Consider the following 19,277-nt stretch of genomic DNA (forward strand, 5'->3'; position numbering starts at 1 on the left):
ATTGGATGCCCGTGGAACCGGAAGAACTGGATCGTCCGGGGCCCGGCCCCGGTGGTGCTCGGGGACGGAGCGGCTCGCCCGTGAGCGCGATTACGTGGCTTACCGAGGCACCGCCTGTGACCGGCCCTGGTCTTGAGCGGTCGCCGTCGGCGGCCCCGCGCGTAAGCGTCGTCATACCGACCCTCAATGAGGAACGAAACCTGCCGTTCGTGTTCGAGCGGCTGCCGTCGAGCCTGCATGAGGTGATCGTCGTCGACGGTCACTCGACCGACGGGACCGTCGAGGCGGCCCGGCGGCTGCGGCCGGACGTGCGCGTGCTGCATCAACGCGGCCGCGGCAAGGGGAACGCCCTGCAGGAAGGCTTCGCCGCCTGCACGGGGGAGATCATCGTGATGCTGGACGCCGACGGGTCCACCGACGCGGCTGAGATCCCGCGCTTCGTCGCCGCGCTCAAGAACGGCGCCGACTTCGCGAAGGGCTCGCGCTTCGTGCAGGGCGGAGGCAGCTCGGACATCACCGCGTTGCGCCGGATCGGCAACCGGGTCCTCAACGCCTTCGTCAACTCGCTCTACGGAACGCGCTACAGCGACCTGTGCTACGGCTACAACGCCTTCTGGTGGCGGTGCCTGCCGTACATGCGGGTCGACTGCGACGGGTTCGAGGTCGAGACCCTGATCAACATCCGCATCGCCCAGGCCGGCCTCGTGATCCACGAGGTTCCGAGCCACGAGTACTACCGCATCTACGGGACGAGCAACCTCCGCGCGGTCCGCGACGGCATCCGCGTCCTGCGGACGATCGCCCTCGAGCGCCTGCCGACGCTGCGGAGGGCGTGGGCCGTCGTCGGGGCGACCCGCACGGCGGTGTCATGAGGATCGCCGCGGTGGTCCCTCATGCCGCTGCGGGCGGGCGAAGCGCGGAGCGCCGCCTCGTCAACGGCGCGCTGGCCCTGGGGGCGGCGGGCGTGAGCGTGGACATCTTCTCCGACCGCGCCGCGCCCGGAGCGCCGCGACGGCTCGGCGCGGGCGTGGCCATCCGGCGGCTCGCCCCCCATCGCGTGCAGCGCGACCTGATCGCGCGGCATGAGGCCTATGACGTGATCCACGCGTTCGGCCTGCCCGCGATGCGCATGATCGCGGCGCCGGGCACGGCGCCGCGCCGCGTCTTCAGCCCATACGGCGACCGCTGGTCGCAGCCCGCTCCGGTCCATGCGATGCACCGGGCGTGGCCGCGTGCCGCGGCCATGCTGGTGGGCGCCGTCGACACGATCGTCTGCGGCTCCGACCGGGAGGCCGCCCGCGTGAGGCGCGACGCACCCGAGCTCGCCGATCGGGTGCGCGTAGTACGGCCCGGCGTCGACGCCGAGGCGCTCGCGCGCGCCGAGCCGCTGCCGATCAACCGCGCGGTCGTCCTGGCGGTGGGCCCGCTGATCCGGAGCCCGCGGCTGGTCCGCGTGGTCGGCGCGCTCGCCAGCCTCGACGAGCGGTTCATCCTGGTCGTGCTCGGAGACGGTCCGGCGCGACGGCGGCTGCGCGGCGTCGTGGCCGACCTCGGCCTGGCGGATCGCGTCCGCTTCCTCGGCGACGTGACGCTCGAGCAGCGCCGGCGCTGGATGCGCACCGCATCCGTGCTGCTGCCGATCACGGAGTACGAGGACGTCGAGATGCTGGCGCTCGAGGCGGCGGCGATCGGCAAGCCGCTGATCATCCCCGACTCCGCCGACCATGCGGGAGGCTGGGAATACCACAGCGGCGGCGTCGTGCGCGTCATCTCGGGTCCCTCCTCCCCACTCGCGATCGCCGATGCGATCCGCGAGACGGCGGTGCTCCACGGACCCTCGGAGTCGCGCACGGGCGTACGGTCCTGGGCGGCCTACGCGCACGAGATGCTGAGCGTGTACCGGCTCACGATCCACGGACTGCGCGAGATCGAGGCGCCGCCGGACGAGGAGCCGCACGGCGAGCCGGCAGTCGGGTCGACGCCGGTCGAGCGGCAGGGCCGCGTCTTATGACCGGCACGGTGCCGATGGCGGTGCGAATCCTCGATCTCGACCGGCCGCTGCGCGAGATCGTGCCGGCACCGGCTCCCCCCTACCGCTCAGCGCTGTTGATCGTGCGATTGCACGGCGCTCCGCTCGGCATCGCGACCATCTCACTCGAGCCCGGCGGCGACGGCCTCGCACCGGCGCGGCTGGCGGAGGCCGTCCGGGAGCAGCTCGGGCGGGAGCTCGAAGAGGCGGGGATCGACCTCCGGTCCGGGCTCCCCGCGGACGGCGTGCCCGTTGCGGAGCCACCCGCCCTGAGCCGCGTCCCTGAGCCGGCGGTGACGGTGGTCGTCCCGACGTGCCGGCGCCCTGAGGCGCTCCGGCGCTGCCTGGAGTCGATCCTCGCCTGCGACTACCCGCGCTTCGACGTCATCGTGGTGGAGAACCGCCCGGGTTCGGCGGAGACCGCGCGCGTGCTGGCCGAGCGCTTCGCGCGCGAGGGCCGCCTGCAGTATCTGGAGGAGCTGCGGCGAGGCTCGTCGCATGCCCGCAACGCCGGGCTCCGGCGAGCGTCGGGCGAGATCGTGGCGTTCGTCGACGACGACGTGGTGGTCGACGAACGCTGGCTGCGCGCCGCGGTGGCGGGCTTCTTGCGCGCCCCGGACATCGGCTGCGTGACGGGGATGATCGCGCCGCTGCGCCTCGATACGCGCGCCCAAGCCCTGCTCGAGCAGCTGGCCTCGTTCGGCAAGGGGTTCCGGCCACTGCGGTTCGGGCTACCGGAGTCGCGCGTCGCGAATCCGCTCTTCCCGTACACCGCCGGGCACATCGGCTCCGGAGCGAACATGCTCGTCCGTGCGGGGCTCGCGCGCGACCTCGGTGGGTTCGATCCGCGGCTCGGACCCGGCACGCCCGCCCATGGCGGCGAGGAGCTGGACTTCTACATCCGCACGATCCGGAGCGGCGCGTCGATCGCCTACGAGCCCGCCGCGATCGTCTGGCACGAGCACCCGGCCTGCTGGGAGCAGCTGCAGCGCCATGCCTTCCGGTACGGCATCGGGCTGACCGCGATGCTGACCAAGCAGCTCGTCGCAGGCCCGGAGCGGCTGCGCATGCTCAGTCTCGTCCCCGCAGGCGTGCGCTACGCCTTCGATCCGCGTTCGCGCAAGAACGCGAGCAAGACGCCGGCCTTCCCGCGCCGCCTCAACGCCCTTGAACGCGCGGGGATGCTCCTCGGGCCCGCCGCCTTCGTGCGCAGCGCCGCCGTCGCGACCGGGCGCCGGGAAGCTCGATGAGGGTGCCGCCGCAGCGGCTGCTCGCGCTGGCCGGCGCAGTCGTGCTGTTCGCCGCCGCGGGGACGGTCGTCATCGACGCGTTCGCGCGCGACGGCACCGACCGCGCCGTCGCCACGGTGCTGATCGTCGCGCTGCTCGCGGTGGCGGCCGCCGCCGCGCGCGTGTTCGTCGGGACGCTGGCCGCCCGCTCGCGCGGGCCGCGGTGGTCGGACGCGCCCCCCACCCGCGACGGAGCGCGTCCGCCGCCGCCGCCTCCGCCGCGCTCGCCGGCCGCCGCGCCCGCGCGGATCGTCGAGGCGCAGTTGCCGAGGGGGCGCAGCGATCTCGTGCTCAAGGTCGCCGCGGCGGCGTGCGTGACGGCGCCGCTGCTCGTCCTCGTCGACGCGCCGGCCTGGGCGCGCTTCCCCGCCGTTCTGCTGCTCCTTGCGCTGGCTCCAGGCGCGGCGCTGCTGCGCGTGCTCGGGCGGCCCGGACGGCGGATCGAGATCGGGGCCGCCGTCGGCATCAGCCTCGCCGTCGCGGTCGTGATCGCACAGTGCATGCTCTGGATCGGCCTCTGGCACCCCGATCTGCTCGTCTGCCTTCTCGCCGCGACCTGCCTCGCCGCCCTGGTCGGGCGGCCGTCCGGCCTGACGTGGCGGCGGCGGATCCGCGCCCGGGCGCCGATCAGCCGGCCGGGCCCGTGGAGCGCCCGCAGACGCGCGCGGCCGCGGCCCCGGCGCCGTGAGCGGACCGCCGGGCTCAGCGCGCTGCTGCTCTCCGAGGCGCTCGGTCCGGACGCGGTAGACGAGCCCGAGCGCGGCACGAGCATCGTGGTCCGCGCCCGCGGCGATCCGGCGCCGCCCGGGCTCGCGCTCGAGGCGCTGCCGGCGCTCGAGGCGCCCGGCGAGCGAGGGGCGCTGGAGATGACGCGGCGAGACGCAGACATGCAGGAAGACGGCTCGGTCGTTCCGGACGAGCCGCTCGAGTCCAGGGACCCCACCGAACCTTGACGAGAGAGAGGGAAGGCCATGGTAAGGAAGCTCGCAGTGCTTTTACCGGCGGTCGCCTGCTGCACCGCGGCGGCCGCGGCGGTCCCGCGGACGGCGGCCGCCGATCCGGTCGTCTATGTCGGGGGCGACATCGCGTGCGACCCCGCCGACCCCGGCTACAACGGCGGCGACGGCACGCCGACGTCATGCCGCCAGAAGGCGACCTCGGACATCATCGGCGGCGGAGGCTTCGATGCGGTGATCCCGCTGGGCGATCTCCAGTACGAGGACGCCACGCTGAGCAAATTCCAGCAGTCCTATGACCCCACCTGGGGCCGGTTCAAGGCACAGACCTATCCCGTGATCGGCAATCACGAGGGGACCACCGCGGCGAGCGGCGACGGATACTGCGCGTACTTCGGCGCTGCGGCGCACTGCAACGCGAGCGGGGTACAGGGCGGTGCCGGGTACTACTCGGTCAATATCGGCGCCTGGCACGTGGTGGTGCTCAACTCCAACTGCGACGCGGCGGGAGGCTGCGACGTCGGCTCCCCCCAGTACCAGTGGCTGGCGGCCGATCTCGCCGCGAACCCGCGGGCGTGCACGCTGGCGGCATGGCACCATCCGCGCTGGAGCTCGGGCGAAGGCGGCAACAACGCGTTCATGCAGCCGATCTGGCAGCTCTTCTATGCCGACGGCGGCGACCTCGTCCTGGCGGGGCACGCTCACGTCTACGAGCGCTTCGCGCCGATGGACGGCAGCGGCGCCGTCAACTGGTCGGATGGGATGCGCTCGTTCGTCGTGGGCACCGGCGGGGTCAACTTCTTTCCCTTCGTCGGGCCGCCCGGGACGGGCAGCGAGGTGCGCGAGAACACGGTGTTCGGCGCAATGCGCCTCGTGCTGCACCCGACCAGCTACGAGTGGAGCTTCTCCCCCGCGGCCGGCGGGGCGTTCACGGATTCGGGCGTCCAGTCATGCCGCGCCTTGCCCGACACCGTGGCGCCGAGCGCGCCCGCCAGACTGAGCGCGACGGCGAAGGCCCCGAAGCGGGTCAATCTCACATGGGCCGGCTCGGCGGACAACGTGGGCGTGGCCGGATATGAGATCTGGCGTGGCGCGCCGAATGGCCCGATGGCGCCGATCGCGACCGCGGCCGCGCCGGGCTTCGCCGACACCAGCGTGGCCGCCGGGAAGCGCTACGCCTACCAGGTCCGGGCGCGCGACGCCGCCGGGAACGTGTCGGCGATGTCCAACGCCGACTCCGTGACGACGCCCACTTCGTCCAAGCGCCGCCGTGGAACGCTGCTCGCGCGCTGGCGCCTGAAGCGCGCGGTCGCGCGCCGCGCGCTCGCGCGCGGGCGCGCCCGCATCCGCGCACGGCGCTGGGCCCCGACCGTGATCACCGTGAGCGTGGGGGGCCGGGTCGCCGCGACCCGGAAGACGCGAGTCAAGCACGCGCTCACGCTGCGGCTGGCCTCGTGGTCGAAGCGGCACCGCTACCGCCACCGCACGGTGGTCGTGACGATCCGCCGGCCGGTCTGAGCCGCCGCCGCGCCGAACGCCCGCCGGCCCGTCTGCGGCCGGCGGGTCGGCTGCGGCGTGTAACGAAACTTGCGCGGAGTCGTGGGGCTGACCCGCGCCTTGCGGCGGGCGGAGAGCCGGTGGGAGGCTGGCCCCCATCCGAGCCCCAGGAGCCTTTCAGATGCCCACATCCCAGGCTGTCCGCGCAGTGCTCGGTGCTCTCGTAGCCCTCTTGGTCTGGACCGGCGGCGCGTCCGCTGCGACCGACCATGTGGTGATCACCGGCGGCGCAGTCGTTCCGCCCGGCCAGACCGCCGGCGACGTCGTCGTGCTCGACGGCCCCGTGACGATCGCCGGACACGCCACGGGCGACGTCGTGGCGGTGAGCGGACCCGTCCGCGTCAGCGGACGCGTCGACGGCGATCTGATCGCCGTGTCCGGCCAGGCCTTGCTCGGGCCGACGGCGCGCGTCGGCGGCGACCTGCGCTACGGCGACGAGCGCCCCGTGCTGGCGCGCGGCGCGAGGGTCGCCGGCACGATAAGCAACGAGGACTGGACCGACACGGCGAACGGATGGGGTTGGATCAGCGCGATCGCGTGGTGGCTGGCGGTGTCCGTGTCGACGCTGATCGTCGGCGCCCTGCTCGTCTGGCTGGCGCCGGCCGCGCTGTCCGCAACCGAGCGGGCGGTGCGCGAGCGCCTCGGCGCGACCATCGGGTGGGGTGTCGCGATCGCGATCGGCGTGCCGCTGCTCGCGGTGCTGGCGCTCGTCACGCTCGTCGGCATCCCGTTCGGCATCGCGCTGTTGCTGGCCGCGATCCCCGTCCTGCTGGTCGCCTACGCGACGAGCGCCTGGGTCGTCGGGCGGCGGGTGCTGCGCAACCGGTCGGCGTCGCGGTGGGTGGCGCTGCTGATCGGCTGGGCGATCCTGCGCGTGCTGGCCCTCATCCCCGTCGTGGGCGGCCTCGTGTGGGTCGTGGCGACGGTCCTCGGGCTCGGAGCGCTGGCCGTCGCGCTGTGGCGAGGCGGCAGGACCGGCGCAGTGGCGGCGACGCCCGAGGCGCCGGCTCCCGGTCGTCCCGCGCCGGCCGCCTGACCTCGCAGACCCGCTGCCCGGCAGGCGAAGGCCGCGCTGCGGCTGCACGCGCTCCAGGCGCCGACCAAGGCGTCGAGCACGTCACCGTCCTGTCCGAGCGTGTCAGGAAGTAGCCATAGTCCGCGGGATACGGCGCGGCGCTCATGAGCAGCCGGTCGAAATCGATCCTTCCATGAGAAGCGGGGCCTACCCGCGATTGCGGTTCGTCCCGCGCGGGGTAGCCCAGCAGCGCACCCGCTTCACTCTCTGGAGGAGTTACATGTCGCGCTTCATGACCGGGATCGCGCTCGGCACGAGCGTCGCCGCCCTGAGCCTCGGTGTGAGCACCGCCCATGCGAGGGTGGCGCCCACCGCCTCAGGCCTCGACAAGCAGTACCTCACGACGTCGATCCAAGGCGATCGCTTCGAGGTGCTCGGCGGCCAGCAGGCACTCAGCCGATCCCAGAACCCGGCCGTGCGGGCCCTGGCCACGCGCCTGGTCAAGGACCACGCCAAGTCGCTCAAGGAGAGCATCGCGCTCGCCAAGCGGCTCGGCGTCTCGGTCCCCAAGGCTCCCGCGCCCTCCATGCGATGGGAGCTGCAGATGGTCGGCGCGCTCTCGGGTCCGCAGTACGACCACTGGTACGCCGACCTCGAGGCGAAGGACCACGTCCAGGACATCTCCGAGGCCTCCGACGAGGTCAAGATGGGATCCAACGCCGCGGTGCGGCAGTCGGCGCGCAAGGAGCTGCCGACGCTGCGCGCGCACCTGAAGCTCTCCCGCGCGGCCCTGAAGGCCAGCCCGGGCACCTGATCCGCCTCGGAACGCGGTCGCCGGCCGGTGCTCGGGCCGGCCGGCGCCGCGTCTGCGGGTAGCGCGGCTCAGCCGAGCAGCGCCGCGAGGTCGGCCGTCGCAAGCTCCGTCTTGGGGAGGAAGGAGATGCCCCCGGTGGGGCGGATCACGGCATCGGAGGACGTGAGCAGCACCCGCAGCTCCGGGAACGTGCCCATCAGCTCCGCGGCCAGTGCCGGGCCGTAGCCGTCCGGCAGATTGACGTCGATCAGGGCGGCATCGGGGCGAAGGCGCGCGCACGTGAGCTGCGCCGCGGCGGCGTCGCCCGCCTCACCGGCGACGCAGAGGCCGGAGCGGCGCAGCAGTATCGCGGCGAGCCGTCGGAACTGCTCGTCGTCGTCCACGATCACGACGGTGGCCGTCACCGGTGAAGAACATAGCTGCGCGCAGAAGCGAATGGATTACAACGTTGGTCTCCAGGCTTACCGTGGGGTCAAGGGCCGCGACGCCCTGCGTCACATTCCGTGGCCTCCCTGGCGCCGATGTTCGCCAGGGTCATCTCCCTGGCATCGGATGGCGCATGAAGAACCCGTACATCGCGCCGGCCGCTCCCGGGCCGCCGGGGTCGGCGTATGCGGCGCAGCTGCAGCCGCCTGACCACGCGTGACCCATCCCGCGCACGAGCCAGCGCTGCACGAGCTCCTGGCCACGACGATCCGTATAGCCGGCGACGCTGGCGGTCTGGCGGCCGGACCGCCGATCGAACGAGGTCTTGCGTGGGACGCGCGGGATCGAGCGGTTGGCGGCGCCGTCATCCGCCCAGTCGGCGGTGACCTGCCACTGCCGCACGAGCTGCTCGGCGTTGACCGGTGGCACCGTCGTGTCCCGGTCGCCCTGGAAGACCACGACGGGCAGCGGGCGGGCGAAGGGTCCCATGGCGCGCTGGGCGAGCAGCCCCGCCTGCTCGGGATCGGCGCCGCGATAGCCGGCGCAGGGCACGCCGGCCGCGTACTCGCACCCCGAGGCGACGCCGATCGCCGCGTAGAGGTCCGGATACGTCGCGCCCATCACCGAAGCCATCGCCCCGCCTGCGGAGAAGCCGGTCACGTAGATCCTCCGCGGGTCGATCGCGTAGTGCCGCCGCACCCAGGCGGTGATGCCGGCGATGATCGACGGCTCACCGGCCGACCGGCGCATGTTCGAGTCGAGGAACCAGTTCCAGCAGCCGAAGAAGTTGGCCTTCTTGCTCTGCTGCGGGTAGACGACGACGAACCGCTTCGCCTTGGCGAGCTTGTCGAACCCCGTCAGCTTCCGGAACTGCGCCGCGGTCTGGGTGCAGCCGTGAAGTGCCACGACCAGCGGCAGCGGCGTCGCCCTGTTGTACGCCGGCGGCACGTATCCGAGGAACGACCGGGCGCCCGCCGCCTCGCTCTGCCGGCCGGCGAAGGTCGCCGCCTCCCCGGCGGCCGACCCCGGGCCCATCAGCACGCCGAGTGCGATCAGCGCCGTCGCGAAGCACCCTCTCATCCCGTCGCTCCCCAGTCCGGTGACGATCGGCGGCACGCTAAGCGCAAAGCCGCCCGGCGTCGATGCAGGAAACCGAGAACCCGGCCGCCCAGCTGTTGTGGAGCGTCACGCTTCCCGGCGCTCGAGCGGGTCGACCGCGGGTCCCTCCAGCACGCTGCCGTCGACGTCGAAGCGCGAGCCGTGGCAGGGACAGTCCCAGCTGCGCTCGGCGCGATTGAACCGCACCAGGCAGCCGAGGTGGGTGCAGCGCAGCGAGACCGCGTGAAGCTCGCCGTCCTCGTCGCGATAGACGCCGGTCTTGCCGAGCCCGTCGCGCACCTCACGCGCCTCGCCGGGTGGGATGTCGTCGGTCGCGCCGATCCCTGGACGCAGTCGGTCGCCGACGAAGTGGATGCCGGCCTTGGCGTTGAGCCGTGCGAGCTGCGGCGTGGATCGTGGCGAGAGCCGGTTGGGACTGAAACGAGCCGCCCAAGGGTTGTCGCGGCCGGCGATCACGTCCGCGAGCACCATGCCGGCGAGCGTCCCGCCGGTCAGACCCCACTTCATGAATCCGGTCGCGACGTGGATCCGGGAGGGCAGCGGCGTGTATGGCCCGATCAGCGGCAGATGGTCGTGCGGGATCGGGTCCTGGGCCGACCAGCGGTGCGTGACGGCCTCGACGTCCCACTGCGCGCGGGCGAACGCCTCGAGCCGGCGGAACCGCTCCTCGTCGGCCGCGCCGCTCCCCGCGGCGTGACCTTCGCCGCCCACGATCACCAGGTCCCCGTACGAGCGGATCGACCGTGTCGGGCTGCCGGCGCTGATCGACATCCCGCTCGGCAGCGGACCGCGGACCCGCACCGCGACGCAATACGAGCGCTGCACCTCGAGCCGGGTGAAGAACAGGCCGCGGTCCAAGAACGGATAGTGCGACGCCACGACGACGCGGTCGGCGGTCACCGTGCCGTTGGTCGTGCGGATACGGCATGGCGCGGCGTCGCTCACGCTCAGTGCGCGCACGCCTTCGGCGACCAGCGAGCCGTCGCCCGCGACGGCCTCGGCGAGACCTTGCACGTAGCGGACCGGATGGAACGCGATCTGTCCCCGCAGTCGTACCGCGCCGGCGACCGGGAACGGCAGATCCACCGCGTCCGTCAACTCGACCGGCAGCCCGGCGGTGCGAGCGGCATCGAACTCCTCCTCGACGGCGCCGAGCTCGCCTGCGTCGGCCGCGTAGGTGAACGCGTCGCGCCGTTCGAGGTCGCAGTCGATGTCCTGCTCGCGGGCAAGCCCGGCGACCCGATCGACGGCCGCGGCGCTCGCCTGCGCGTACACGGCCGCCGCTTCGGGTCCGTGCGCGCGGCGGATCGTCGTGTACACCGTGCCCTGCAGCGCGGTGACCTTGGCGGTGTTGCAACCGGTCACCCCGTGACCTACTCGTCCGGCCTCGATCACCAGCACGCGAGCGCCGTCACGCTTGAGCAGCACGGCCGTGGTGAGGCCGGCGATCCCGCCGCCGATGATCGCGACGTCGACGTGGACGTCGACCGGCGGTGACAACGCCGCTCGGGCGCGCCCATCCAGCCACAGCGAGCCCGCGGCGGAGGTCGTCATGAAGTCATGAGTGGGTGGCGCTGACGCACAGTGGCGGTATCTACCCACTGCACCTTCGCAACCATCGACTCGATGACGGCCGCCACGGGCCTCGCCGCGGCGCGGATCGGGCGCGTGCCGGTCTGCTGACATCGGGTCACCCCGCGGACGCCCGGTTTTCGGGCGGGATCGAGCGGGGGTAGCGCGCAGGTCTGCGCCGGAGCCATGGGTCCGGTCGCTCCTTCTCCCTGGGAGGTGACCGTTGGTCATGGTCGACGCTTCGGACATTCCGTGGGAGACGCACGATCAGTCGATGTCCTTCAGGAGACTCTCATGAGCACACAGACCGGAACCCGCGACGACGGAATCACCGGCGCCCGCACCGCCCCGGCGCGTACCCGCCGCCAGACCACGGAGACGAAGGCGGCCTTCAAGACCACGGAGTTCTTCGCCTTCGTCGCGGTGCTCGTCGGCATCCTCGTCGCCGCGATGGTGGTCGACGAGACCAACGCCGGCGGCTTCGGCGCTCGCCAGGCCTGGCTGTACGTCACCATCCTCACCGTCGGCTACATGGTCAGCCGCGGCCTGGCCAAGTCCGGAAGTCGCGACCCGTACGACGCGGACGACCGCTGAGGGCGTGAGCCCGATCCTCGGACGGCGCGAGGGCGCGGCCGCTACGGCCGCGCCCCGCGGCGCCCCGGGAGCTGACCGGGTATGGCCGGCGACGGTCGACGCGTGCGGTCAGCCGGAGACGATCGCGGTGCGGTAGCGACGGTAGTTGACGTATCCGCCGCGCATCCAGAGCGGCCCGCCGCCGCGCGCGACGACGGGACGGACGTTCTTCTCGCCCGACCCGCTCGTGATGGCGGTGCGCTGCCACGTGGCGCCGGCGTCGCCCGTGTGCCATCGCTCGATCTCCCACTGCTCGCCGACCCGCCGGGAGAGATACACGACCGCGGGATCGGCGTGGTCGAACACGATGCCGCCGGAGTACTGCTGCTCGGCCCCGTCGTCGTCGAAGAAGCCGCCGGCGGGCGTGAGCTGGCGATCCGCCCAGGCGCTCCCGGTCCAGCACGCGTGGCGGTAGCGATGATCCGTGGCGGAGCGGAACACGGCATAGACGACCCGCGGCCGACCGCTGCCGTCGAACGCGACGTCGTGGACCCAGGCGTGATCGCGCCGGCGCGTCACGTCCCAGATCAGGTCGGCGTCGGCGGGGCTGAACGGTGGCCCGGGGATTCGCCGTCCACCGGCTCGGTACCACGCCCCGCCCGTGTAGCGGGCGTAGTAGAGGCTCGTCGCGGTCTCGCGTGGATGTCCGTCGGTGAACGCCACGTGGATCGTCTCGCCCCCATCGGAGGCGATCTTGACGTAGGGCCGCTGCCCCGGGACGCGGACGAGCGTCGCCGCCGGCGCCCAGCTGAGCCCGTCGACGGACGTCGAGAACGCGGGATTCCAGTCGCCGCCGCGCCAGAACAGGTGGATGCGCCCATCCTCGCCGGCGAGTTGGACCGGGTTGGGATACGTATATCCGCGCGACCCCGGCGTGTTGACCCCGACTCGCTGCTCGACGTCCCACTCGATTCCGTCCGAGCTGAGCCGGGAGTACATCTGCGGACCGCCGTGCGCCGAGTAGAACGCCTGCACGCGCCCGTCCGCGCGCAGCAGCAGCGCCGGATTGTTGTGGTCGTCCACACCCAGACCGGCATGCAGCGTCGCCGTCGTGACCACCGATCCGGCGTCGCTGACCGTCGCGACGCGGATGTCGCCGGCCCCGTCGACCCATCCCACGTGCAGCACGTCGCCCGCGACGATCGCCCGCGGCTCGGCGAACCAGCACCAAGCGCCCGAGCCGAGCTCCACGGCACGATCCTAACGGGGCGCCACTCGGGCGCGCCCACGTTGTCGGGTCAGCGGCGTGCCGGTGCGGCACCGTCAGCCGCTCGTTCTGGGGCATAATCCGGAACGAAGGAGCGCGTCGACGTGGGCAGGCCGCATCCGCCGCAGTCCGGGATCGAGCTGGAGGAGTTCTTCGACCTCTCGATCGACCTCCTGTGCATCGTCGGCTTCGACGGCTACTTCAAGCGCGTGAACGCGTCGCTCGAGCGCACGCTCGGGTATCCGAAGCCGGAGCTCTACTCGCTGTCGGTCTTCGACATCACTCATCCGGACGACGTGGAGCCATCGCGCGAGGCGCTGGGGCGTCTTGCGGAGGGACACGATCTGGTCGGGTTCGAGGCCCGCGTCATCTGCGGCGACGGCTCGGTGCGGTGGCTCGAGTGGAACACGCGGACGATGCCGGAGCGGGGCGTCGTGTACGGCGTCGCCAGGGACACGACCGAGCGCCGGCGCGCCGAGGCCGAGCTGGGCGAGGCGCACCGCATGCTCGAGGCACGTCGCGACGAGCTGCGCATGCTCGCCGAGGAGCAGGCCGCGCTGCGGCGGGTGGCCACGCTGGTCGCTCGCGAGACCCCGCCCGACGAGGTGTTCGCCGCCGTGGCGAGGGAGGTCGGCGAGATCCTGGGCGTGGACGCCACGCACCTGGGACGCTACGACCCGGACGGCACGGTCGTCAGCGTGGCGCAGTGGGGCCGCTATCCGGGCGTCCCGGTCGGGGCACGATTTCCGCTCGAGGGCGACAATGTGTCCACGCGGGTGCTGCGGACCGGGCGACCGGCACGCATGGACGGCTACGCGGACGCCCCCGGCGTCATCGCGGCCACGGTGCGGCAGATCGGCATCCGCGTCTCCATCGCCGCCCCGATCTCCGTCGAGGGGCGGACCTGGGGCGTGATGATCGCCACGTCGAAGGGTGAGACCCCGTTTCCTGCCGAGACCGAGTCGCGCCTGCAGAACTTCACAGAGCTCTTGGCGACGGCGATCTCCAATGCCAGCGCCCACGACAAGGTCCGCGTCCTGGCGGACGAGCAGGCGGCGCTGCGCCGAGTCGCCACCCTCGTCGCGCAGCAGACGCCCCAGGCGGATGTCTTCCGGGCGGTCGCCGAGGAGATCGGCCGGCTGCTCGCCGTCGGCTCGATCGAGATGCTCCGCTACGAGGAGGACCGCTTCGGGGTCGTCGTCGCGAGCGCGGGCCCGGTCACCGAGGTGATCCCGATCGGGACGCGGGCACCGCTCGAGGGCCGGAACGTCGCATCGCTGGTGTTCCAGACCGGTCGCGCGGCGCGTCTCGACCACCACCGGGAGGAGGCGACCGGACCGTTCGCCGAGCGCCTGGCGGCGGCGGGGGTGCGCTCGATGGTGGGCACGCCGATCATGGTCGAGCGGCGGCTCTGGGGCGCGATGCTGGCCGTCACGCACGATGCCCCGCTGCCCCCTGACACCGAGTCGCGCATCGGCCAGTTCACCGACTTGATGGCCACGGCGGTCGCGAACGCCGAAGCGCGGGCCGAGGTGGCGCGCCTGGCCGACGAGCAGGCGGCGCTTCGGCGCGTGGCCACGCTGGTCGCGCAGGGCGCCCCGCCCAGTGCGGTCTTCGACGCCGTCACGGGCGAGGTGGCGGAGCTCTTGGACGTCTCGGCGGTGTCGCTCGCCCGGTACGAGGACGACGTGCTCACCGTGGTCGCCCAGCGCGGGGTCTCCTATGTGCAGATCGGCGAGCGCTTCCCGGTCGGAGGCGCGAACGTCACGTCGACCGTGCTGCGCACGAGACGGACCGCGCGACTCGATGACTTCGCGCAGGCGACCGGCCCGATCGGCGATCTCGCGCGCCGGGCCGGCGTCCGGTCGGTGGTCGCGGCACCCGTCGTCGTGGACGGCCGCATCTGGGGCATGCTGGCCGCGATCTGGACGGACCACGGGCCGCCGCCCGACGACACCGAGGAGCGGATGGCCACGTTCGCCGAGCTGCTCGATACCGCGATCGCCAACGCCGACAGCCGGGTCCAGCTCACCGCGTCGCGCGCCCGCGTGCTCGCCGCAGGCGACGACGCGCGCAGGCGCGTGGTGCGAGATCTTCACGACGGCGCACAGCAGAGGCTCGTGCACACGGTCGTGACTCTGCAGCTCGCGCAGCAGGCGTTCAACGAGGACCCGGGCGACGCAGAGGCGTTCGTGGCGCAAGCGCTCAGCAACGCGGAGCAGGCGACGGCCGAGCTGCGCGAGCTGGCGCGCGGAATCCTGCCGTTCGTGCTGACCCACGGAGGGCTGCGCGCCGGCGTCGACGCGGTCGTGGCGCGCCTCGATCTCCCGGTCGATGTCGACGTCTTGAACGAGCGGCTGCCTCCGGACATCGAGGCCAGCGCGTACTTCATCGTCGCCGAGGCGCTCACCAACGTCGTCAAGCACGCCCGGGCGACGCGGGCGACGGTGACGGCAGCGGTCGATGACGGCGTCCTCACCCTCCAGGTGCGCGACGATGGAGTCGGCGGCGCGAATCCCGAGGGGCACGGCCTCGTGGGCATCGCCGACCGGGTCGACGCGCTGGGCGGCCGGCTGCGGATCGAAAGCACGCACGGCGAGGGCACGGTCCTGGCCGCCTGGCTGCCGTCGTCGACCGGGTGGCCGCGCGGGTCGGAACGTCGTTGAACGCGACGCGAAAGGGGCTTCATGGAGGTTGGGATCGGGCTGCCGGCGACCATTCCCGGGGTCGAGCGCGCGCAGTTGCTCGAGTGGGCCGCTCGAGCCGAGCGCCGCGGCTTTTCGAGTCTCGGGACGATCGACCGCATCGTGTACGGCAACTGCGAGCCGCTGATCGCGTTGGCCGCGGCCGCGGCGGTGACCGAGCGAATTCGCCTCGCGACGACGATCTTGATCGCGCCGTACCGCGGCAACGCCGCGCTGGTCGCCAAGCAAGCCGCAACGCTGGACGTGCTCTCGGGCGGCCGGCTTGTGCTGGGCGTCGCGGTCGGGGGGGCGCGAGGACGACTACAGCGCGTCAGAGGTCCACTTCCGGACCCGGGGGCGTCGCTTCGAGCAGATGCTCGAGAGATGGCAGCGGATCTGGACGGGGGAGCGGTTCGGGAGCGCCGGGGCGATCGGCCCTCGCCCGCCGAAGGGCCGCCCGACGTTGCTCATGGGCGGCTCGGCCGCCGTCGTCTTCGAGCGGGCGGCGAGGTACGCGGACGGCTGGGTCATGGGCGGCGGCAGCCCCGAGAACCTCAAGGACGGCATCGAGCGGCTCAATACCGCCTGGGCGGCCGCCGGGCGCGACGGGACGTGCAACGGCGGCGTCCGAGGTCGTCCGCCGTCTTGCCGTACCGGGACCTGGGATCGTCCGCGCGCTCCCGCGACCACGCGCCTGAAGCGCCGCGGCGCGCGTGTAGCGTCTCGACACATGGACCGCTTCAACGGGTTGGACGTGCCGGAGACGCTCGACGACGCCCTGCGGCCGCAGACGCTCGCGTTGCTCGTCTACGACATGCAGGTCGGCGTGCTGGGACAGATCTCGGGCGCCGAGGAGGTGCTGGCCAACGTGCTCCGCGTGCTCGACGCCGCGCGCGAGCGCAAGGTCCGCACGATCTTCCTGCGCCATTACTTCATGCCGACGCGGCTCGCGGGAGCGTACGCGCTGCGCCAGGCGAAGCTGTGGCAGGCCCAGGCGCGGGCAGCGGATACGCGTCCGCTGATCCCCTATGGATCGCCGGAGTTCGAGCTCGTCCCCGAGGTCGTGCCGGAGCCGCACGAGGCGGTCGTCGACAAGGTCACGATGTCGGCCTTCGAGGGCACGCCGCTCGACATCGTCCTGCGCGACTGCGGCGTGCGCAGCTACCTGATCGTGGGCGTGGCGCTCGAGGTGGGCATCGAGCCGACCGTTCGCCACTCGGCCGATCTCGGATACGTCCCGGTCGTCGTGCGCGACGCATGCGGTGCCGGGAACGCGGAGGCCGCCGAGCGCTCGCTTCGCGCCCTCGACTTCGCGGGCGACGCCCTCATCGCCGACACGGCGGAGGTATGCGCGGCCCTGGCTCGCTCTCCTGTGGCCGAATTGGGCTGAGGCGCGTTTGCCCACGCCTCGGCACGCCGCTCAGGCGATGAGCTCGACGCGTCCCGTCGTGAGGCTGTACCGGCCGCCGACGATCATCAGCCGGCCGGCCTTGATCTTCTCCGCGAGACCCGGCTCGTTCTTGCGCTGTGCGACCGTCAGCTTGGTCTGTGCTCGGACCATGTTGTCGACCATGTCGCCGCTCTGGCCCACGGCGATGTCGTAGGCGGGGCGCAGCGCGTCGACCACCGCTTGGACGTGGCCGGGAGCGGGCGTGTTCGTCCGGATCGACTCGATCGCCGCCGTCACCGCGCCACAGGCCTCGTGGCCGAGGACGAAGATCAGCGGGGTTCCCGTCTCGTCGGGCCCGAACTCCACGCTGCCGAGCGCGACGGCGTCGGCGGTCTGGGCGCCCGTGCGGGTGGCGAAGAGGTCGCCGAGCCCGCGGTCGAAGACGATCTCGGGCGGTACCCGGGAGTCGATGCAGGAGAAGACGACGGCGAACGGCATCTGGCCCTTGGCCAGGCGCCGGCGTCGCTGGACCGTCTGGTTGGGGTGCACGGCAAGGCCGCGCGGGCGCCGCGTCGGCGCGCGGTCGGGAGCCGGACCTACTGCAGCTTCTCGACCTACACTCGCCGCGGTGTCGATGCATCTCTTCGCGGGTCTGCGCGTGCGGGATTTCCAAGCGGCCCGACAGTGGTATGAGCGGCTGCTCGGCGAGCCGACGTTCTTCCCCCACGCCACGGAGGCGGTGTGGACGCTTGCCGAAGCCCGGTCGGTCTACGTGGTGGAGCACGCCGAAGGCGCGGGCAACTCCGTCGTGACGATCTTCATCGACGATCTGGATGCACGCGTGGCCGCGATCGCTGCCCGCGGGCTCGAGCCCGACGAGCGCCTGACGTACTCCAACGGCGTACGCAAGGCGCTCTACCGCGACCCCGACGGCAACGAGCTGGGATTCGGCGGCGCGCCGCTCGGCACCGGTTCGTAGCGGCGCCTGTACGGCTAGCGCGGCAAGGCGGCTGCGATCTGCTCGGCGGACCGCTTGACCTCCTCGAGCGTGTGCTGCTCCTGCGCGAGGTTCTGCTGCAACAGCGAGACGACGTCGTCGCGCCCCATCGCACGCGCGTTGGTGATCAACGACTCATAGACCGCGATCTCGTGGTGCTCGGTCTCCGCCGCGCCCGACACGATGATCGAGTCCACGATCGAGTCGTCGGTCTTCTTGACGTTCGTCTTGCCTTCCTTGTGGATCGCCTCGATCGCCGGGCACGGCGAGTCGTCAACCTCCCAGCCAAAGGCCGAGAACGCCTGCTCGAGGTTGTCGATCTGCTGCCGGGTCTCGTCCATATGGTGGCGGAACAGCTCCTTCAGCTTGGCGTCCTGGGCCTCCTCCATGTTGTCGGCGAGGATCTTGTCCAGGACGGTGTGCTCCATCTTCAGCGCCGCGCCGAGCTGGTAGTTGAACGCCTCCTCCGGCGTGTTCAGTCGCTCGAACATGTGACCCCTTCGGTCGTGATTGCCAGATGCCTTGCGACTACCCATCGGGCACCACCGGCGTGCGTCCGTATGAGCGAGAGCGGATCTGCGCGCGCCATCTGGGCCCCGCACTCATGGTCGTTCACCGGCGTCGTCGTCGGTGATCGGCTCCGGCGATCGGGTAGGCCGATCGCATGGATGAGGAACAGCAGCGCCGCTTCAAGCAGGCCGTCGAACGCAAGGCGCAGCAGAGCGAGGACGCGTCGCATGCGACCGATCAGGGCCGAGCTGCCGAACGCACCGGCGTCCGAGGCGACCAGGAAAGCCTGCGCAGCGCGGCCCAGGTGCAGGACGAGATGAGCCCGCGCGAGAAGAACACGCGGCACAAGAAGGTCACCGCGGACAAGTGGAATCAGTGAGCTGAACATGCCGAGCGACGGCACGCGCGACAATGCTCGTCCCTTACCGCGGCGCGCCGGTGACGCGGCCTGCAGGCGGCGCCCGTTGATCACCGGGCCTTCGCTGGGTAGCACCCGACGATGACCCGGCTCGCACCGCCGCTGTCTGAACGCAATGAGACCGAGCTCGAGCGCGCCGACCGCCACCTGGCCGAGCTCATGCAGGAGGTGCGGGTCGCCCAGACCGGCGTGCAGGTCCTGTTCGGCTTCCTCCTCACCGTCCCATTCAGCGCGCGCTTTGCATCGCTCGCCGGCGTCGAGCGAATCCTCTACTTCGCGACGCTCGCGCTCGCCGGCGCGGCCGCGATGCTGCTGATCGCCCCGAGCTCACAGCACCGCGTCCTCTTCCGCTGCGGCGATAAGCCCTACATCGTGCGGATGGCCAACCGCTACGCGATCGCGGGCTTCGCCTGCGTCGCCCTGGCGATGGCCGGCGCGCTGCTGTTGGTCGCCGAGGTCGTCTTCGGCAGCGGGCTCGCCGGACTCGTGGGCGCCGCAGCCGGCGCCGGTGCCCTCTGGTGCTGGTACCTGCAACCGCTGCGCCGCCGGCTGCTCCTCCACCGTCGAAGCCGGCCGCCGGCCGGCCACACGGCAGCGGCGGCTCCACGGTGATCGGCCAGAGGCGGCGCCTGAGCGCGAGAGCGGTCTCAGAACGCGGGCC

At 72.3% G+C, this 19,277-nt stretch carries 19 protein-coding genes; 13 read left to right on the forward strand and 6 right to left on the reverse strand.

Annotated features, from left to right (window positions below; genetic code table 11):
- Positions 1–5 precede the first annotated feature (5 nt).
- From H958_RS38695 to H958_RS0119300, 7 genes are all read left to right on the forward strand, one after another.
- The gene (locus tag H958_RS38695; RefSeq protein ID WP_081686052.1) at positions 6–872 is read left to right on the forward strand and encodes a glycosyltransferase family 2 protein; all 867 of its coding nucleotides are present in this window, start codon (positions 6–8) and stop codon (positions 870–872) included.
- A complete protein-coding gene (locus H958_RS0119275; protein ID WP_156028076.1) occupies positions 869–2,011 on the forward strand; it encodes a glycosyltransferase family 4 protein in 1,143 nt (380 codons plus the stop codon). Before H958_RS38695 ends, H958_RS0119275 begins: the two co-directional genes overlap by 4 nt.
- On the forward strand, positions 2,008–3,279 hold the full coding sequence (locus H958_RS38700) for a glycosyltransferase (protein WP_051324524.1): 1,272 nt from the start codon (positions 2,008–2,010) through the stop codon (positions 3,277–3,279). The genes H958_RS0119275 and H958_RS38700 overlap by 4 nt, the downstream gene beginning before the upstream one ends.
- Complete coding sequence (locus tag H958_RS0119285; RefSeq protein ID WP_196807440.1) at positions 3,276–4,271, forward strand: hypothetical protein; 996 nt, start codon at positions 3,276–3,278, stop codon at positions 4,269–4,271. Before H958_RS38700 ends, H958_RS0119285 begins: the two co-directional genes overlap by 4 nt.
- An 18-nt stretch (positions 4,272–4,289) precedes the next feature.
- Positions 4,290–5,792, forward strand: coding sequence for a metallophosphoesterase (locus tag H958_RS43670; protein WP_081686053.1), 1,503 nt, complete (start codon positions 4,290–4,292; stop codon positions 5,790–5,792).
- 211 nt (positions 5,793–6,003) lie between these two features.
- Positions 6,004–6,867 (forward strand): bactofilin family protein, encoded by an 864-nt coding sequence (locus H958_RS46465; protein WP_028059864.1) that lies wholly within the window; start codon positions 6,004–6,006, stop codon positions 6,865–6,867.
- A gap of 259 nt (positions 6,868–7,126) precedes the next feature.
- Positions 7,127–7,660, forward strand: a complete 534-nt coding sequence (locus H958_RS0119300; RefSeq protein WP_028059865.1) for a DUF4142 domain-containing protein — start codon at positions 7,127–7,129, stop codon at positions 7,658–7,660.
- 68 nt (positions 7,661–7,728) lie between these two features.
- Here the strand turns inward: H958_RS0119300 and H958_RS0119305 are convergent, their stop codons facing one another.
- The 3 genes from H958_RS0119305 to H958_RS0119315 form a co-directional block, all read right to left on the reverse strand.
- The gene (locus H958_RS0119305; RefSeq protein ID WP_028059866.1) at positions 7,729–8,064 is read right to left on the reverse strand and encodes a response regulator; all 336 of its coding nucleotides are present in this window, start codon (positions 8,062–8,064) and stop codon (positions 7,729–7,731) included.
- A gap of 130 nt (positions 8,065–8,194) precedes the next feature.
- Positions 8,195–9,166: an extracellular catalytic domain type 1 short-chain-length polyhydroxyalkanoate depolymerase gene (locus tag H958_RS38710; protein WP_156028077.1), complete on the reverse strand. Its 972-nt coding sequence runs from the start codon at positions 9,164–9,166 to the stop codon at positions 8,195–8,197.
- A gap of 105 nt (positions 9,167–9,271) precedes the next feature.
- On the reverse strand, positions 9,272–10,759 hold the full coding sequence (locus H958_RS0119315; protein WP_028059867.1) for an FAD-dependent oxidoreductase: 1,488 nt from the start codon (positions 10,757–10,759) through the stop codon (positions 9,272–9,274).
- Between the two features lie 312 nt (positions 10,760–11,071).
- Between H958_RS0119315 and H958_RS0119320 the strand changes: the two genes are divergently transcribed.
- Positions 11,072–11,371, forward strand: a complete 300-nt coding sequence (locus H958_RS0119320; RefSeq protein ID WP_051324527.1) for a hypothetical protein — start codon at positions 11,072–11,074, stop codon at positions 11,369–11,371.
- A 108-nt stretch (positions 11,372–11,479) separates the two neighbouring features.
- Here H958_RS0119320 and H958_RS0119325 read toward each other — a convergent pair whose 3' ends face one another.
- A complete protein-coding gene (locus H958_RS0119325; RefSeq protein ID WP_028059869.1) occupies positions 11,480–12,601 on the reverse strand; it encodes a BNR-4 repeat-containing protein in 1,122 nt (373 codons plus the stop codon).
- Between the two features lie 120 nt (positions 12,602–12,721).
- Between H958_RS0119325 and H958_RS43675 the strand changes: the two genes are divergently transcribed.
- Together H958_RS43675 and H958_RS47705 are read left to right on the forward strand one after the other, a co-directional pair.
- Entirely contained in the window at positions 12,722–15,283 is a 2,562-nt protein-coding gene (locus H958_RS43675; RefSeq protein ID WP_051324528.1) for a GAF domain-containing protein, read from the forward strand.
- A 301-nt stretch (positions 15,284–15,584) separates the two neighbouring features.
- The gene (locus tag H958_RS47705; RefSeq protein WP_231379304.1) at positions 15,585–16,691 is read left to right on the forward strand and encodes an isochorismatase family protein; all 1,107 of its coding nucleotides are present in this window, start codon (positions 15,585–15,587) and stop codon (positions 16,689–16,691) included.
- Positions 16,692–16,721: 30 nt separating this feature from the next.
- Here the strand turns inward: H958_RS47705 and H958_RS38720 are convergent, their stop codons facing one another.
- A complete protein-coding gene (locus tag H958_RS38720) occupies positions 16,722–17,240 on the reverse strand; it encodes a carbonic anhydrase (RefSeq protein WP_051324529.1) in 519 nt (172 codons plus the stop codon).
- A 79-nt stretch (positions 17,241–17,319) separates the two neighbouring features.
- Between H958_RS38720 and H958_RS0119345 the strand changes: the two genes are divergently transcribed.
- Positions 17,320–17,670 carry a VOC family protein gene (locus H958_RS0119345; RefSeq protein WP_028059871.1) on the forward strand — a complete coding sequence of 117 codons (351 nt, stop codon included), beginning with the start codon at positions 17,320–17,322 and terminating at the stop codon, positions 17,668–17,670.
- Positions 17,671–17,684: 14 nt separating this feature from the next.
- On the opposite strand, the gene H958_RS38725 is transcribed toward H958_RS0119345, so the two are convergent.
- A complete protein-coding gene (locus H958_RS38725; protein ID WP_051324530.1) occupies positions 17,685–18,179 on the reverse strand; it encodes a YciE/YciF ferroxidase family protein in 495 nt (164 codons plus the stop codon).
- Positions 18,180–18,352: 173 nt separating this feature from the next.
- On the opposite strand from H958_RS38725, the gene H958_RS0119355 reads away from it, so the two are divergent.
- Entirely contained in the window at positions 18,353–18,577 is a 225-nt protein-coding gene (locus H958_RS0119355; protein WP_028059872.1) for a hypothetical protein, read from the forward strand.
- Between the two features lie 120 nt (positions 18,578–18,697).
- Positions 18,698–19,228 carry a DUF6328 family protein gene (locus tag H958_RS0119360; protein ID WP_028059873.1) on the forward strand — a complete coding sequence of 177 codons (531 nt, stop codon included), beginning with the start codon at positions 18,698–18,700 and terminating at the stop codon, positions 19,226–19,228.
- Positions 19,229–19,277 lie beyond the last annotated feature (49 nt).

This window comes from Candidatus Solirubrobacter pratensis (assembly GCF_000425945.1).
Lineage (GTDB): Bacteria > Actinomycetota > Thermoleophilia > Solirubrobacterales > Solirubrobacteraceae > Solirubrobacter > Solirubrobacter pratensis.

Bases quoted from the DNA above. Each gene is read 5' to 3' on its own strand.
- H958_RS0119315 (WP_028059867.1), bottom strand. From the start codon at position 10,759: ATGACGACCTCCGCCGCGGGCTCGCTGTGGCTGGATGGGCGCGCCCGA.
- H958_RS38700 (WP_051324524.1), top strand. From the start codon at position 2,008: ATGACCGGCACGGTGCCGATGGCGGTGCGAATCCTCGATCTCGACCGG.
- H958_RS0119275 (WP_156028076.1), top strand. From the start codon at position 869: ATGAGGATCGCCGCGGTGGTCCCTCATGCCGCTGCGGGCGGGCGAAGC.
- H958_RS0119300 (WP_028059865.1), top strand. From the start codon at position 7,127: ATGTCGCGCTTCATGACCGGGATCGCGCTCGGCACGAGCGTCGCCGCC.
- H958_RS0119360 (WP_028059873.1), top strand. From the start codon at position 18,698: ATGACCCGGCTCGCACCGCCGCTGTCTGAACGCAATGAGACCGAGCTC.
- H958_RS0119320 (WP_051324527.1), top strand. From the start codon at position 11,072: ATGAGCACACAGACCGGAACCCGCGACGACGGAATCACCGGCGCCCGC.
- H958_RS0119355 (WP_028059872.1), top strand. From the start codon at position 18,353: ATGGATGAGGAACAGCAGCGCCGCTTCAAGCAGGCCGTCGAACGCAAG.
- H958_RS43670 (WP_081686053.1), top strand. From the start codon at position 4,290: ATGGTAAGGAAGCTCGCAGTGCTTTTACCGGCGGTCGCCTGCTGCACC.
- H958_RS38710 (WP_156028077.1), bottom strand. From the start codon at position 9,166: ATGAGAGGGTGCTTCGCGACGGCGCTGATCGCACTCGGCGTGCTGATG.
- H958_RS38725 (WP_051324530.1), bottom strand. From the start codon at position 18,179: ATGTTCGAGCGACTGAACACGCCGGAGGAGGCGTTCAACTACCAGCTC.
- H958_RS0119285 (WP_196807440.1), top strand. From the start codon at position 3,276: ATGAGGGTGCCGCCGCAGCGGCTGCTCGCGCTGGCCGGCGCAGTCGTG.
- H958_RS38695 (WP_081686052.1), top strand. From the start codon at position 6: ATGCCCGTGGAACCGGAAGAACTGGATCGTCCGGGGCCCGGCCCCGGT.